This is a genomic window from Streptomyces sp. NPDC001980, assembly GCF_040296885.1.
Lineage (GTDB): Bacteria > Actinomycetota > Actinomycetes > Streptomycetales > Streptomycetaceae > Streptomyces.
Genome location: NZ_JBEOYD010000002.1, coordinates 327,996 through 342,138 on the forward strand (window position 1 = coordinate 327,996; position 14,143 = coordinate 342,138).

The window sequence follows — 14,143 nt, forward strand, 5'->3', positions numbered from 1 at the left end:
ACCAGGAGAGCCGCAGCCGACGTGGCAGGGGGACCGGCGTTGAGGGCACCTGTGGCCTGCGGCATGCTTGCCCCATGCGCAGCACAGACCCCACGGGCGACCTGGACCCCGGGCGCGAAAACCAGGCTGGGACCGGGCTGCGCCTCAGGGGACGGGACCGTGAGATCGCGGCCGTCCGCGAGGCTCTAATGGCGGTACATGGCGGACGGGGCGCCTGCGTCGTCGTGGAAGGCGCGCCCGGCGTCGGCAAGAGCCGGCTCCTCGCGGAGTTGGACATGCGGGCGCGGCGGTGCGGGTTCGATGTGGTCTCCGTACGGGCCGACGAGTTCGATCAGTATGCGGCAGGAGCCGCCCTGCAGTCCGCCCTGCAGGCCTACGACGGATTCGCCCGAGGCGCCGAGGGCCTGAACGACCAGCGGCTCCGGCTGTTGGACTGCATCGCGGACGCTCTGGAAGACCGGGCTCAGCGTGCGCCGGTGCTCGTGCTCGTGGACGACGCGCAATGGTCGGATCCGGCCACGCTCTTCGCGCTGCGCACGCTGCCCGGACGACTGGCCACCTCGCGGATCCTGTGGGTGCTGGCGGTACGGTCGGAGACCGAGCGCCCGACCGTGGCCAGGGTGCGGGAAGACCTCGAACGCCTCGGCGCCCGATGGCTGACCCTCGGCCCGCTGCCCCAGCAGGAACTGGAGCACATCGCGGCCGACGTGCTCGGGGCGAAACCCTCACCCGGTCTGGCCAGGATGCTGCGAGGCGTCGCGGGCAATCCGTTCCTGGCGATCGAACTGGTGCGCTCCTTCCCTGACACGGATGCCGTCGAAGCAGAGGCGGGCGCGGCCGACCGCCTGTACCGCGACATCCCCGTCGGCTTCCGGCAGAGTGTCGCCGCACGTCTGCAGCAGCTCCCGGAGGACGCCGTACGCCTCCTCCAGGTCGGCTCCGTCCTCGGCCGGGAATTCGACTTCGGTACGGCCGCCCGCATGCTCGGGAGGCAGGTCGGCAGCCTGCTGTCCGGCGTGGAAGCCGCCCTGAACTGCGGTCTGCTCTCGGCGGACGGCCCGCGACTCGCCTTCCGCCACGACCTCCTGCGGCAGGCCGTCCACGAGAACCTGCCGCCGGCCGTACGGACCGCGCTGCACCGGGAGGCCGCCGAGAGCCTGCGCGCCGCCGGGGCACGATCGGCGGAGGTGGCCTGGCATGTCGTCATGGCGGGCGGCCCGGTCGACGACGATGCCGTGACCACGCTGCACACCGCCGTACGGGAACTGTCGGCGACGGCACCCGACGCGGCCGCGGACCTGGCCCAGCGGATCGCCGGCCTGCTGCCCCCGCGCGACCGGCGTCGCGTCGGTCTGCTGACCGATGCCGCCGAGTACCTCGGCCGGACCCGCCGGGTTCACGAGGCGCTCGATCTGGTCGACGCGACCCTGTCGGACGGTGTGGAGCCGCCGCAGGAGGCGAACCTGCGGCTGGTGGCCGCCGAAATACACCAGGCCGCGGGCGACGACGCCGCCGCCATGACTCACCTGAAGCAGGCCCTGGACCTCCCCGCGCTGCCGTCCGACCTGCGGGTGCGGCTGCTGAAGACCCAGGCGACGGGCCACGTGTACCTCGGGAACATCACCGCTGCCGAGCAGACGGACACCGGCCTGGTCGCGGCCTCCTACCGGAGCCACGATCCGGCCGTCGTCGTCAGCGTCATGGTGTTCCAGTCGCAGACGCTCTTCTACCGTGGGCGCCTGGCCCGAGCGCTGGAGCTCGCCGAGGCCGCTACCGCACGCGCCTACGCCGAGCCCACCGTGCCCTACCTGCGGCCCCCGAGAATTCCGGCGCTGTGGCTGGCCACGGTTCTGACCAGCACCGACCGGCTCGCGGACACCGAGCGGGTGCTGCGTGAGGGCCAGCGCGAAGCGGAGGCGCTGGGCCTCGGCTGGTCACTTCCGCACTGGCATGCCCGCCGTGCCTGCGCCCTGCTCGAACAGGGCGCGCTGGACGACGCGGCCGTGGAGGCCGAGGCCAGTCTGGCGGTGGCGGACGAACTGGAGATCACCCAGCCGAATCCGCAGGCCCGCGCCGTGCTGGCACTGGTGGAGATCAGACGCGGTGACCTTGCCAGGGCGCGGGACCATCTCCGCGCAGCCGAAGCCGGCTCCGGCACGAACGCGAGGCGGTACGGCCTTTGGGTGTCGCTCGCGCGCGCCTGCCTGGCGGACGCGGAGGGCAGGGACCAGGCAGCGGCAGCGGCACTCACGGGTAGCTTCGAAGGCAGCTTCGAAGACAGTGAGCCGACGCGGCTGCTCACCCTCCCGCCGTCCCACTGGCCCGCCATCGTGCGTATCGCGCTGCGCGGCGCGGAGCCGTCGGTCGCGCAGGCCGTGTCCGGCGCACTGCGCACCCTGAGCGCCCGGGACGACAGCCAGGAGATCAGCGGGGCCGTCCGTGCCCATGTGGACGGCCTGCTCCACGGCGACCCCCGTGCACTCACGTCCGCCGTCGCCGGCTACCGGAGCACCGGCAGGCCACTGGCCCTGGCCGCGGCGTGCGAGGACCTCGGCGAGCTCATGGCCGCCTCAGCCGATACGGCGCAGGCGATCCCGTATTTCGAAGAAGCGGTTCAGCAGGCGTTGGCCTCGGGAGCCCTGGGCGACAACGAACGGCTCAGGCGGCGTCTACGACAGCTGGGCGTGCGCGCGGGCGCCCCGCGGCCCGACACGATCAGCTCCCCGGGGTGGGGGAGTCTGACCGAATCCGAGCGGAAACTGATCCCGCTCGTCGTGGACGGCCTCACCAACCGGGCGATTGCCGACCGGCTCTACGTGTCCGTGCACACCGTCAACACCCACATGAGACACATCTTCACCAAGCTCGGCATCAACACTCGCGTCGAACTGACCCGGCTGGCCGTCGAACGGGGCGATGCCGCCGACGGGGCCGGGTGAGCGGTGCCCCGGGCTTGAAGGTGTGGCCCGCGACGCCGAAGGCACGACTCACACGAAGGCGCTCTGCCCGGTTATGGACTTGCCGACGATGAGGGTCTGCATCTGGCGGGTGCCCTCATAGGAGTAGAGGGCCTCGGCGTCGGCGAAGAACCGTGCGACGTCGTAGTCGAGGACGATGGCGTAGGCGAGTGCGAGCTCATAGGCGCCGATCATGACCCCCAGTGCCTGCCAGGCGACACCGCTGCGCGTGAAGCGCAGGATCTCCGCGACGGCAGGTCGTCCGACAGCGCAGGGGGGAGTGGTGGTCGTGCCATTCTCCTGGAGGATCTTCGTTTCAGGACCACCAGTTGACCGACGGGCCACCCCGGGTGTGACGGCTACCGACACCACGGTTTGTCCGGCTGAGAGGAGTCAATGGGGCATCAGAAGCATGACCAGCGTGCCCATGGCCGTCGCTCCGTCCCAGAAGCGGTTGCAAACACTCCTGAGGCTTGTCGAGTTGCCGGCCGTCTCGGTGGTTGCGCGCAGTGTGGGCATGTCGCGGGTCAGCGAGTGCAGAGAACATGCGAGCAGGTACAGCGCCAACACTCCTGTGACGACGCTGTCGGCCTTCGACCCGCCCATGGAGTGGCTGACATGCATGGCCTGGTGTGCCGTCGGAACGCCGTCGGCCATGGTCTCGTGTGCATGGCCCGTCGCGCGGTACGACATCCAGGTCATTGCCGCCATGCCCACCGCGTAGGGCAGTCTCCTCACGGTTGCCGACAGCTGTCCCTCCTGGCCACTCCTGACGGCGGTCAGCGGGAACCACAGTGCGGCGGCGGCGAAGAAGACCGACTGCGGCAGCGCGGGCAGGGCGCCGCCCCAGCTCCACGGCATCACCGCCATGGCCAGCGCCATGGCGGCATGCAGCAGATGGTCGACGCAGCTGCGGCAAGCACCGGTCCGGGTCAGGACACTCTGCCCGAGCGCTCGGACAGCGGCCGCTGCGAACAGGGCGGTCAGCATGCAGTGGACGACTTCAGTGGCACTCATGCCGAATCGCACCCTCCCCGGAGCGGTCAGGATCCGTGCCGGAACAGCAAGGTGTGAGTGGGGGTGGTCAGCCGGTGGGATGCGGGGCGCGCAACCGGGGCCTGCTCACCGTGACCGTGCGCCGCGTCCTTCTCCGACATCGTGTTGCACCTCCATGGATCCACTGCGTCCTGAGCCAGACATACCTCGCGACCGGAACATCTCCGGACAGACATGCCGTTGGCGGCCGCGTGTTCCTACGTCCTGGTCCCACGCACGTCTCGCAGTGATGACCGGGCGCACAGTGGATCCGTGACACGGGAGGCGCTTTCCGCGCTGGAGAGCCACCCCGTGCTGGTACCGCTGCTGAAGCGGATCGCACAGCAGGAGACGAAGCATGTGGCGTTCTACGCATCGCAGGCACGCGACCGGCTCGCCGCAAGCAAGAAGGCCCGCGTGGTCGCCCGCCTGGCGCTCGAAAGGGCCTGGGGTCCGGTCGGTTCGGGCGTCATGCCCGAGACCGAGGTCGCGCACGTCATGACTCACCTCTTCGCGGGCTCCGAGGGCCGTAAGCTCATCCGCGACATCGACGCGCGCATCGCCAAGCTGCCGGGCCTGGACGGGCTGCACATAGTCGAGGACGCCATGGGCAGCCGCGGCATCGCCTCCTGACACTGCCCCGTCATGCGCACGTGTAGATCACCTTGTCGAACAGGACCTATTCATCGACGAAGGTGACCGTCTGTTCGAGCGGTGCTCGGCCCGTACGGGTGTAGGGCACTGCGGTGTCTTCGAATCCGATCGACATGCCGCAGAAGAGGATGAGGTCGTCGGGGGGCGACAGGACCTCCGCGACGGTCTTGCGGTAGACCGACCACGCCATCTGCGGGCAGCTGTGCAGGCCTTCGGCGCGGAGCAGCAGCATCACGGTCTGCAGATACATGCCCACGTCGGACCACTGGGGGCGGCCCAGACCTCGGTCGATGTAGCAGAACAGGGCGGCGGGCGCGCCGAAACAGTTCCAGTTCGCGGACGCGGCCCTCTGGCGCGCCTCCCAGTCCTCGCGCTCGATGCCCAGTGAGCTGTAGCGCTCGGCACCGAAGGCGGATCGGCGCTCGCGGTACGGGGACTTCAGTGTCTGCGGGTACATCTCGTATTCCCGCTCGTCCCAGGGATCGCACGCGGTCACGCGCCCGCCGGCGAGCTCCTTGAGTTCGCCCAGTGGTCGGCCGGTCAGCACGTAGACGCGCCAGGGCTGGAGGTTGGACCCGGAGGGTGCCCAGGCCGCAGCGGAGAGCACCCGCTCCAGTACCTCCCTCGGGACGGGTCGGTCGATGAATCCACGTACGGCTCGTCGGCTCGTTACCGCCTCGTAGACGTCCAAGATCACCAAGCTCCCTCGTCTGCTCTACATGCCACCTTTATCAGTCGTAAGACTATGAAATGTAACGATATGCATAAAATGCCATAGATCGTTGCCCCGTCGGCTCGCGCCTTGCAAAGCGGTCGCGGCTGGGCAGGAAGTCGTGACGGGGGCCGGAGGCCGGCGGAGTCGAGAGCGGCGATCCCCTTCTGTCTCGGTGCGGGTCGTTGAGGTCAGGGGCCAGTCGTGGCCGGTCGGTCAGCTGCTCGCCGGAAGGTGATCTTCCGCCCACAGGAACAGGACGGCCAGGGGGATGAGGAAGGCGTTGCCGTGTGGAGAGAGTGCGTAACGTGTTCGCGAGGACAGCCCGGGCCGGACGTCCTGAGTGATCAGATCGATCGCGGTCAGTTCCTGGAGCCGCTGAGCGAGCGTGCGGCCGCTGATGCCGGGGACGCGCTCGCGAATCTGTGCGGAGTCGGCCGGACCTTTGGCCAAAGCCATGAGGATCAGGCCGTTCCAGCCGTTGCTGAGCAGGGCGAAGGCCCGAGTGATGGCCGGAGAGGAATCGGCGGACTGCGGATGCTCGGTCCGGCGTGCCGGGTGAGGGTTGTGCTGGGTAGGCATGGTGTGTGTCCGTTCCGGTACGGCGCGAGCCATCACGGTGCGACAGCTCGCGCAGTATTCGGTGGTCGTGGTCGTAGTCGTGGCCGTAGCTGTGTCGGGAGTCGGCCGGTGTGCCGGCCGGGCCGCTTGCCCGGGTGGTGGTGCGTCCCTGTGAACGGGGTTGTCGGCTCCTGCGGCGGCTGCGCGCTCGGTGAGCTGCCGGCGCGTGTCAGCGCCTCATCGGCCTTCGGTTTCGGTCCGAAGTCCCCGGCGGCCAAGGCTTGATTGCGTACATGAAGCGCTCGCCTTCAGCCCTCGCCGTCGTGGCGACGGGCGTGCGCGTGCGCGTGGCGCCGAACCGCCGAAGCGGTGCCGGACCCAGGCAGTGCCGGGAGCAACTCACCGGAAGCCGGTGCACCGGTCTTCGTGCCGCGGGGTTCCCTGGTGACCCAGTGGCCGCACATGACTGCTGTGAGCCCGCAGACGGTCCACAGGGCCAGGACGGCAAGGTGGCCGGCGTCGGCGTTGCCGTCGAAGTACGTGGTGTCGCGCAGCAGGCTGGCTCCGGCGCCCGGGGGCAGCCACTGGCCGACGTAGTCCACGCCCTTGGGAAGCATCTCCGGAGCGGAGGTGGCGCCGGAGAAGGCGTTTCCGACGAAGACCATGAGCGCGGCGCTGAGCCCAAGGCCTGCCGGCCCGAGGAGTCGGATCACACCGGCGGCGGTGGCGCTGACGGAGAGGAGGTCGAGCGTCAGGATCGCCCATGTGGCCACGTGGTTGTGGGGCAGCGCCCCGAGGAAACCTTGAGCCACGAGATAGACGCCGAGGGCCGCGACGGCGCATGCGACGAGAAGTGTCAGCACCCGGTGCCGCGGGCGTGCCAGGCCGCGAGCCATCGTGACGAACGCCCCGATCAGGATGCCGCAGATCGTGAGCGGGAAGACCGATGAGCTGAACACCACACCCCTGGGGTCGTCCGTGGCGACGGGCACCACGTCGACCGACTTCGCGAGGATCTTCACCGGGGAGTCAGCGCCGGCGGCTCCCTGCTGGGCGGTTGCCTGCTTGTGGGCCTTCGCCGGGGAATGCGCACCGCCGGCCTTCTGCTCGGCAGCCTTCTGCTCGGCAGCCTTCTGCCGGGCTGCCATCTGCTGGGTGGCCTTGTCCGCCAACTGCTGTCCGACATCGGTCAGAAGCTGGGCCACGGAGGGGCTTGCGGCGGTGGCCTTGAGCACGGTGATGCTGTGGCCGGAGATGGCGAAGGCGCCGTAGACATCCCGGTTCCTGATCGCCGACCGCGCCGCCTGCTGGTCGGGATAGAGGCGGAAGTCGAAGGCGCCGGGCTTCTGCCGGGTCAGTCCCTCCACTGCGTGTTGGCTGGCCGGCCCCGTGCCCACGATCCCGACCGGGACGTCGCGCGGCGAGATCCGCCCCGCCGGCCAGGCGAACGCCATCACCGCCAGAGTGATCGCTATGGGCAGCCCCACGGCGGCAATGGCTACTTCCCGCCATGTCTGGTGTCCTGACAAGGGGTTCCTCACGGCCTGCCCTCTCGCAAAAAGGAATGATCGTTTTTCTTGAGAGTTCAGTCTGGCCTGCCGGGTCGGCAAGCGTCAACACGAATGTTCGTTTTCTTTGATAGGCTGATCTCATGCCCAAGGTCACGCAGCAGCACATGGATGCCCGCCGCAAACAGATCCTGGACGCGGCGCGCCGTTGCTTCCTCCGTGACGGGTTCCACTCCACGTCCATGCAGGACCTGTTCGCGGAGTCGGGGCTGTCCGCGGGCGCGGTGTACCGGCACTTCACCAGCAAGGACGAGATGATCCTCGCGATCGCCGAGGAGAACATGCGCGATGTCCTCGACATCACGGTCGCCGTCGCCACGAACCGGCAGGGCCAGTCCATGGGGGCGGTCATGGCGGACCTGCTCGACGTGATTCGGGTCAAGTCCGCCGAGGAGGACGTGGCCGGCCTCGCGGTTCTGGTCTGGGGAGAGGCTATGCGCAACCGCTCGCTGGCGGGCAAGCTCGACCACCTCATGGGCGGTATACGCGCCAATCTCGTCACCCTGGTCCGCGACTACCAGGAACGGGGCGGTTTGCCGACCGACGCGACGGCCGAGGGGATCGCTTCGACGATGCTCTCCGTCCTCCCCGGCTACATCCTCCAAGTGGCTCTGCTCGATCCGGCTGTGGTGGCCGAGGTGCCGGACGCAGTGCGGGCGCTGTGGCCGGGGCCGGCCGGTGAGCGCTGAGCGGTCTCGTCCCTGACCCGGCTGCACGCACGGGCGCACCCCTTCTGGACCTGCAAGTGGCAGCACCGGCTCTGCCCGGTCGGCGGCCGACAGGACGGCTACGTCATGCAGGCGATGATGACCTGCTTGCCGTTCTTTCCTTCGGCCTTGTCGTGCGGCGCGCGTTCGCCGGGCGCCTCTGTGCCAGGGCGGAACGCGGGACCAACGGGACGGAGACCGATCAGAAATCCGCCCATGGTGGCCCCTGACTGCTGTCAGGGGCCACTCGCAGGAATTACCGCTGCTGTTCAAGCCAGTCGCCGAACCGGGTCTCGGCGATATGCGCGTCGGGACCGGGCACGAGCGTGGTGTCCTTCAGCTCGGCACCGGAGTACGGGGCGCTCGGGTCCGTGACGACCGTGCGGGTGTCGTCCTTGTCGGCGAGTACCTGACGGATGAGTTCGTCGAGCTGGAACACGTCCGGGCCGGCGACCTCCACCACGCCGTTGACCGGGGCGCCGACCGCGGTGCGGCCGACGGCCGCGGCCACGTCGTCGGAGAAGACGGGCTGGAACCTGACGGGGGCCAGACGCACGGTGTCGCCCTCGGCCGAGATGTCCGCGATCCCGTTCACGAACTCGAAGAACTGAGTGGCGTGGACGATGGAGTACGGGATGCCGGAGGCCTTGATCAGCTCTTCCTGCGCCTGCTTGGCACGGAAGTAGCCGCTCTCCTGAAGGCGATCGGTACCGACCACGGACAACGCCACGTGGTGCGCCACCCCGGCGTCCGCCTCGGCCCACAGCAGATTGGTGGTCGAGGTGCCGAAGAAGTCCAGGACGTCTTCGTCGGCCCACGAAGGGGAGTTGGACACGTCGATTATCAGGTCCCGGCGCTCGTTATTCGGCGAGCTTCCCATCGGTCGAGACCTCTGCCATCAGGGAGGAAATCTCGTCAGGGATGGCAGGGATGCTCTCGCGGGTGATACCGGTCGTGGGTGACCACACGAGGTTGACCTGCTGAGCGGGGTCCAGGTGGGGGTAGTCGCTGCGGTTGTGGCAGCCGCGGGTCTCGCGGCGCTCGAGTGCGGCTTCGAGGGTGGCCCGGGCCGCCAGCGCCGCGGACTTGAGATCAAAGGCGTGTGCGAGATCCTGGAAGCCGGCGATGTCCGGGTGAACGCCGACGTCCTCCATCCGCTTCTCGATCGCCGCGAGCTCCGCGAGCCCGGCGCGCAGGCCCTGTTCGTCGCGTACGACTCCGGCGTGCTCGGTCATGGTGTTGCGGATGGCGCGCTGGAGGGCGCGGACGTTCTCGGGCCCGTCGGCCACCAGCAGATCGTCGATCTCCGAGCGGGCCTGTGCGACAGCCGACGCCGACCGCGGCTGGGCGGTCAGGGACTGCGAGTAGGCGGCGGCCGCCTGGCCTGCGATGCGGCCGAAGACCAGCAGCTCGATGAGGCTGTTCCCGCCGAGGCGGTTGGCACCGTGCAGGCCGCTCGACGCCTCACCGATGGCGTACAGGCCGCGCACGTCGGTGCTGTGGTCCTCGGGGCGTACCCACACCCCACCCATCGAATAGTGCGCGGTGGGCGCGATCTCGATCGGATCGCGGGTGATGTCCAGCATCTGCAGATCGAGCAGGGTCTGGTAGACACGGGGGAGACGCGTCATGATCGTCTGCCGTGGCAGATGGGAGACGTCGAGCCACACTCCGCCCTTGGGCGTGCCACGCCCTTCCTTGATCTCCGTGTAGGAGGCCAGGGCCACACGGTCGCGGGTCGACAACTCCATGCGCGCAGGGTCGTAGCGGTTCATGAACCGCTCGCCGAGCGCGTTGCGCAGGATGCCGCCCTCACCGCGCGCGGCCTCGCTGACGAGGGTGCCGGCCGCGTTCTCGGGCTCGATGATCCCGGACGGATGGAACTGCACCAGTTCGGGGTCGCGCAGACGGGCGCCGGCCTCCACGGCCAGACGGAACGAATCGCCGGTGTTCTCGTCGCGCCGAGAAGACGTCCGCCGCCAGATGCGGGTGTGACCACCGGCGGCGAGAATGACGGCGTCGGCGTGGATCAGGTACCGCGTTCCATGGGTGAGATCGAAGCCGTAGGCACCGAAGACGGCGCCGTCATGGACCAGCAGCCGGGTGATGTAGACACCGTCGAGCACCGGAATGTTCAGCTGGTCCGCGCGCCGGATGAGCGTGCGCTGGATCTCCAGACCGGTGTAGTCGCCGGCGAACGCGGTCCGCCGGAAGGTGTGAGCGCCGAAGAAGCGCTGGGAGATCCGTCCGTCCTCCTCGCGAGCGAAGGCCATGCCGTAGCGCTCCAGGTCGCCGATGCCCCGAGCGGCGCCCTGGGTGACGATCTCCACGGTGCGGGGATCGGCGAGCAGGTAACTCTCCTTGAGCGTGTCGGCCGCGTGCTGCTGCCAGCTGTCCTCCGGATCCATGGTGCCGAGGGCAGCGTTGATTCCTCCGGCAGCAAGGGCCGTGTGCGCGTCCTCCTTGGGGCGCTTGCCGACCGCGAGGACGTCGACACCGGCCTCGGCCAGTTCGATCGCAGCTCGCAGCCCAGCGCCTCCGGTTCCGATCACCAGCACCATCGTGGAAATTCGTTGTTCGGGGATAGTCACGATCTACTCCGGTCGCCGAGGGATTGTCACTCGGTAGGACCGGGTTGTCCTGGAATCTGTGACACCTTTCGTCCCACGAGCTCTCGGGTCCGGCGTCGGCCGTCACCATCTCGTGGGCTTCACGGTCATACCCCCGGTGTCTCCGGCGAGGGAATGAGGCAGCAGGTGCGAATAACCGTTCACTCCGGAGGCCGAGCCTTCCGGCCGGGCTCCGCTTCCGGTGATACCACTCAGCGCCTCGACCTGCGGTCGCGCCACGAGCGTCCAGGAGATCATCCAGCAGGGCAGGAGCGCGATGGAACCGGGCTCCGGCGCACCGCCCGTGGCTCCGGATGCGCTGTGAACGTGGCCCTGCAGCGATTGGCACCGGTGAGGGCTCGGACCACCGTCCCGGCATGTCTTCCCGTTCCGTGGCCGTGGTGTGCCGGCAGGAGGCACACCACGGCCACGGAACGGCGTATGGCTGGACAGGCAGCCGACGCAGTCCGACGCCGTCCGCTATGAGGCCAGCCTGATGCTTGTCGGTGTCCCCCGCACGGCCATCTTCGTGTAGGGGCACAGCGAATCGGCCCTCTCCACCAGCGGGGCGGCGACGGCAAGGTCGATGTCCGGCCACTTGACCTCAAGGTCGACGTGCAACAAGTAGCCGCCGTCCTCCGGGTCCCGTCCGAAAGCCACGGTCGCTTCCACAGAGATCACTGCGGGGTCGAGTGCGGCCTGCCGTGCGACCAGACTCAGCGCCCCGTGGAAACAGGCGGCAATGCCGGCGGCGAACAACTGCTCGGGATTCGTCCCCTGGCCGTCTCCTCCCAGTTCTGCGGGCAGGCACAGGTCGAGATCCAGGACTCCGTCGCCCGAGCGCGCCCTTCCGGAGGCCCGCCCGTGACTCGCCGTCCCCCCGTTCACCGTCACGGTCGTGGTGTAGATCGGGGCGAAGGCCTCTCCGTCGAAGTCCTTTTCGGTGGACAGATTGGGCGACGGGGTCCACTCGGTCACGGCATGTCTCCGTTTACGTCACGCGGCTTCTCCGTGTCGAGCCGCCGTGCGATACCGGATTCCGGGCGCGGGACAGAGCCCGACGGACTGGTGATGTCGAATGCCATATTCGGTGCACCTTCGCGTATGGAGTGTTTCCAGATGCGGACAGTCAGTTGACCGACACGTCCCCGCTGTTGTGACAGTCGGTGGTACGAAGCACGCTTCGTGCACGTCCGGTCGGCGCCCGCCCTCGCCCTGCGCCGCCTTCATGGACCTGGCCCCACCAGGCGGGCGGCATGTGTCCAGGTGAAACCCATACTGTCCACATATAGTGGCTTATGTCTCACTCGGGCGTACTACCGACGAAAGGGCATGTCATGAAGTTCGCAGTCATCGGCGGTACGGGACTGGTCGGGTCGCAGGTCGTCAAGGACTTGAACGCCGCCGGGCACGAGGCGGTACCGCACTCGCAGTCCACAGGAGTCGACATCATCACCGGTCAGGGGCTGGACGAGGCGCTCATGGGAGTGGACGTCGTCGTCAACCTGACGAACTCCCCGACCTTCGACGACGCCTCCCTCGCCTTCTTCCAGACCTCGATGGACAACCTTCTGGCGGCGGCCGACAAGGACGGCGTCGGCCACTTCGTCATCCTCTCGATCGTCGGCACGGACCAGGTGCCCGAGATGGACTACTACCGAGCCAAGGCGCTCCAGGAGAAGATCCTGGCCGACGGGCCGATCCCCTACTCCATCGTCCGCGCCACGCAGTTCATGGACTTTCTGGATGCGGTTCTGTCCTGGACCGCCGACGCGGACAGCGTCCGGCTTCCTGCCACGCCCATCCAGCCCATCGCCTCCAGGGACGTGGCCGAAGCGGTGGCGGAGGTCGCCGCCGGCCCCCCGCTGAACGGGATCCGCAACATCGCCGGCCCCGAGATCTTCCCCCTGGATGAACTGGGCCGGATCACTCTGTCCCACAAGGGCGACCCGCGTACCGTCGTCACCGACCCCAGCGCCGGCATGTTCGCCGTGGTCAAGGGCGACGTCCTCACCGACAAGAACGCCCACCTCGCCCCCACCCGCTACGCCGACTGGCTCTCCTGACCGACTCGCGCCCGCAGGCGGGGCCGGGGCACCTGGTGCCTACTCTCCCGCACGACAGCACCGCCATGGCCCTGGCCATGGCGGTGTGCGGGAGATCGTCTACAACCGGCCTGTGCGCAGGCGGGAGGTCAGTCGGTGGGGCGGGGGGCGCGCAGGTGGGCGCGCTTCTCCAGTTCCTCGTCGTCGACCAGGGTGAGCATCGGCTGGTTCGGCGCGCACATCATGAACACGATGTACTTGGCCGGCTCGTCCGACGAGGCGTTGCCGTTCTGGTAGTGGATCACCTCACCGCCCGGCTCCCAGAACGTCTCACCGGCCTTGATCACGTGCTCCGGCTCGCCTTCGAGCTCCCACCGGACCGCGCCTTCGAGGACGTAGCCGAAACACGGCCCCGAGTGACGGTGCGGAGGAGTCCCGGGGTCGCCGGGTGCCCACTCGACGAGGACAGTCATTCCCGAAGCACCCTCGGGAATGAAAGGCGGTTTGACGTCCGCCAGCATCCTTGGTCCAAAGCCGTCCTCTGAGTGCATTTCGTGCATGGTGCTACACCTCCGTAGACCGGCCCGGAACGGACGATCTCGCGTCGGCGATTCCGGGCTCACGACAACTTGCTTTACAGCGAGCGAAGACAGAGCGGGGCCCGCATCTGATACGCGCCGCGAGCCCCCTTTTTCACGTACAGCGAGCCGGTGCGCGCCCGCCACAATTCGGCTGCCGGCGGCAACACCGGGTGTGCGGAGCGGCTCAGCCGAACATGCCGACCTTGTAGCCGCCGGCCGGCTGCTGGGTGATGATGTTGATGCGGTTGTAGGCGTTGATGACGGCGATGAGGGTCGTCAGTGCGGCGAGTTGGTCCTCATCGAAGTGCTTGGCGGCGTTCGCCCAGGCCTCATCGGTGACGCCACCGGCCGCGTCCGCGACGCGGGTGCCCTGCTCGGCCAGCTCCAGCGCGGCGCGCTCGGCCTCGGTGAAGACCGTCGCCTCCCGCCAGGCGGCGATCAGGTTGAGCCGCACATCGGTCTCCCCGGCGTGGGCGGCCTCTTTGGTGTGCATGTCGGTGCAGAAGCCGCAGCCGTTGATCTGGCTGGCGCGGATCTCCACCAGATACTGAACGGTGGCCGGCAGCGTCGAGTCCGACAGCGCCTTGCTGGCCGACAAGAGGTGCTTGAGCACCTTGCCCGCCAGCGGATTGCCGTAGTAGTTGAGACGTGCGTCCATGGGCCCTCCTGGAAGAATTGCTGGTACGCACTACTGACCGGACACCGCGGCAAGGT

13 protein-coding genes and 2 pseudogenes are annotated in these 14,143 nt (G+C 68.5%); 4 read left to right on the forward strand and 11 right to left on the reverse strand.

Annotation, left to right across the window (positions count from 1 at the left end):
* Window positions 1-74: 74 nt before the first annotated feature.
* On the forward strand, window positions 75-2,939 hold the full coding sequence (locus ABT137_RS03890; RefSeq protein WP_351701927.1) for a helix-turn-helix transcriptional regulator: 2,865 nt from the start codon (window positions 75-77) through the stop codon (window positions 2,937-2,939).
* A gap of 48 nt (window positions 2,940-2,987) precedes the next feature.
* Here ABT137_RS03890 and ABT137_RS03895 read toward each other — a convergent pair.
* Window positions 2,988-3,209 (reverse strand): annotated as a pseudogene (locus tag ABT137_RS03895) (hypothetical protein); the annotation flags it as partial.
* Between the two features lie 141 nt (window positions 3,210-3,350).
* Window positions 3,351-3,974: a DUF5134 domain-containing protein gene (locus ABT137_RS03900; RefSeq protein WP_351701930.1), complete on the reverse strand. Its 624-nt coding sequence runs from the start codon at window positions 3,972-3,974 to the stop codon at window positions 3,351-3,353.
* 291 nt (window positions 3,975-4,265) lie between these two features.
* Here ABT137_RS03900 and ABT137_RS03905 point away from each other — a divergent pair, with 291 nt between their 5' ends.
* Window positions 4,266-4,625, forward strand: a complete 360-nt coding sequence (locus ABT137_RS03905; protein WP_351701933.1) for a hypothetical protein — start codon at window positions 4,266-4,268, stop codon at window positions 4,623-4,625.
* A 46-nt stretch (window positions 4,626-4,671) separates the two neighbouring features.
* On the opposite strand, the gene ABT137_RS03910 is transcribed toward ABT137_RS03905, so the two are convergent.
* The 3 genes from ABT137_RS03910 to ABT137_RS03920 form a co-directional block, all read right to left on the reverse strand.
* Window positions 4,672-5,337: a nitroreductase gene (locus ABT137_RS03910; RefSeq protein WP_351702358.1), complete on the reverse strand. Its 666-nt coding sequence runs from the start codon at window positions 5,335-5,337 to the stop codon at window positions 4,672-4,674.
* A gap of 237 nt (window positions 5,338-5,574) precedes the next feature.
* The gene (locus ABT137_RS03915) at window positions 5,575-5,940 is read right to left on the reverse strand and encodes a winged helix-turn-helix transcriptional regulator (RefSeq protein WP_351701936.1); all 366 of its coding nucleotides are present in this window, start codon (window positions 5,938-5,940) and stop codon (window positions 5,575-5,577) included.
* A 287-nt stretch (window positions 5,941-6,227) separates the two neighbouring features.
* Window positions 6,228-7,406, reverse strand: coding sequence for an ABC transporter permease (locus ABT137_RS03920; protein WP_351701939.1), 1,179 nt, complete (start codon window positions 7,404-7,406; stop codon window positions 6,228-6,230).
* Window positions 7,407-7,570: 164 nt separating this feature from the next.
* Between ABT137_RS03920 and ABT137_RS03925 the strand changes: the two genes are divergently transcribed.
* Window positions 7,571-8,176 (forward strand): TetR/AcrR family transcriptional regulator, encoded by a 606-nt coding sequence (locus tag ABT137_RS03925; protein ID WP_351701942.1) that lies wholly within the window; start codon window positions 7,571-7,573, stop codon window positions 8,174-8,176.
* A gap of 98 nt (window positions 8,177-8,274) precedes the next feature.
* Here ABT137_RS03925 and ABT137_RS03930 read toward each other — a convergent pair whose 3' ends face one another.
* The 4 genes and pseudogenes from ABT137_RS03930 to ABT137_RS03945 form a co-directional block, all read right to left on the reverse strand.
* Window positions 8,275-8,412, reverse strand: coding sequence for a hypothetical protein (locus tag ABT137_RS03930; protein ID WP_351701944.1), 138 nt, complete (start codon window positions 8,410-8,412; stop codon window positions 8,275-8,277).
* 38 nt (window positions 8,413-8,450) lie between these two features.
* Window positions 8,451-9,041, reverse strand: a pseudogene (locus ABT137_RS03935) (SDR family oxidoreductase); the annotation flags it as partial.
* A 13-nt stretch (window positions 9,042-9,054) separates the two neighbouring features.
* Complete coding sequence (locus tag ABT137_RS03940) at window positions 9,055-10,755, reverse strand: L-aspartate oxidase (RefSeq protein WP_351702361.1); 1,701 nt, start codon at window positions 10,753-10,755, stop codon at window positions 9,055-9,057.
* A gap of 528 nt (window positions 10,756-11,283) precedes the next feature.
* Window positions 11,284-11,712 carry an Ohr family peroxiredoxin gene (locus ABT137_RS03945; RefSeq protein WP_502984471.1) on the reverse strand — a complete coding sequence of 143 codons (429 nt, stop codon included), beginning with the start codon at window positions 11,710-11,712 and terminating at the stop codon, window positions 11,284-11,286.
* 428 nt (window positions 11,713-12,140) lie between these two features.
* Between ABT137_RS03945 and ABT137_RS03950 the strand changes: the two genes are divergently transcribed.
* Window positions 12,141-12,869 (forward strand): SDR family oxidoreductase, encoded by a 729-nt coding sequence (locus ABT137_RS03950; RefSeq protein WP_351701947.1) that lies wholly within the window; start codon window positions 12,141-12,143, stop codon window positions 12,867-12,869.
* Between the two features lie 128 nt (window positions 12,870-12,997).
* Here ABT137_RS03950 and ABT137_RS03955 read toward each other — a convergent pair whose 3' ends face one another.
* Both ABT137_RS03955 and ABT137_RS03960 read right to left on the reverse strand, forming a co-directional pair.
* Window positions 12,998-13,408: a cupin domain-containing protein gene (locus ABT137_RS03955; RefSeq protein WP_502984468.1), complete on the reverse strand. Its 411-nt coding sequence runs from the start codon at window positions 13,406-13,408 to the stop codon at window positions 12,998-13,000.
* Window positions 13,409-13,613: 205 nt separating this feature from the next.
* Entirely contained in the window at window positions 13,614-14,087 is a 474-nt protein-coding gene (locus tag ABT137_RS03960) for a carboxymuconolactone decarboxylase family protein (protein WP_351701953.1), read from the reverse strand.
* Window positions 14,088-14,143 lie beyond the last annotated feature (56 nt).

Coding starts and splice junctions, on each gene's coding strand:
- ABT137_RS03940 (WP_351702361.1), bottom strand. CDS start 10,755: ATGGTGCTGGTGATCGGAACCGGAGGCGCTGGGCTGCGAGCTGCGATC.
- ABT137_RS03900 (WP_351701930.1), bottom strand. CDS start 3,974: ATGAGTGCCACTGAAGTCGTCCACTGCATGCTGACCGCCCTGTTCGCA.
- ABT137_RS03960 (WP_351701953.1), bottom strand. CDS start 14,087: ATGGACGCACGTCTCAACTACTACGGCAATCCGCTGGCGGGCAAGGTG.
- ABT137_RS03955 (WP_502984468.1), bottom strand. CDS start 13,408: ATGCACGAAATGCACTCAGAGGACGGCTTTGGACCAAGGATGCTGGCG.
- ABT137_RS03925 (WP_351701942.1), top strand. CDS start 7,571: ATGCCCAAGGTCACGCAGCAGCACATGGATGCCCGCCGCAAACAGATC.
- ABT137_RS03950 (WP_351701947.1), top strand. CDS start 12,141: ATGAAGTTCGCAGTCATCGGCGGTACGGGACTGGTCGGGTCGCAGGTC.
- ABT137_RS03930 (WP_351701944.1), bottom strand. CDS start 8,412: ATGGGCGGATTTCTGATCGGTCTCCGTCCCGTTGGTCCCGCGTTCCGC.
- ABT137_RS03915 (WP_351701936.1), bottom strand. CDS start 5,940: ATGCCTACCCAGCACAACCCTCACCCGGCACGCCGGACCGAGCATCCG.
- ABT137_RS03890 (WP_351701927.1), top strand. CDS start 75: ATGCGCAGCACAGACCCCACGGGCGACCTGGACCCCGGGCGCGAAAAC.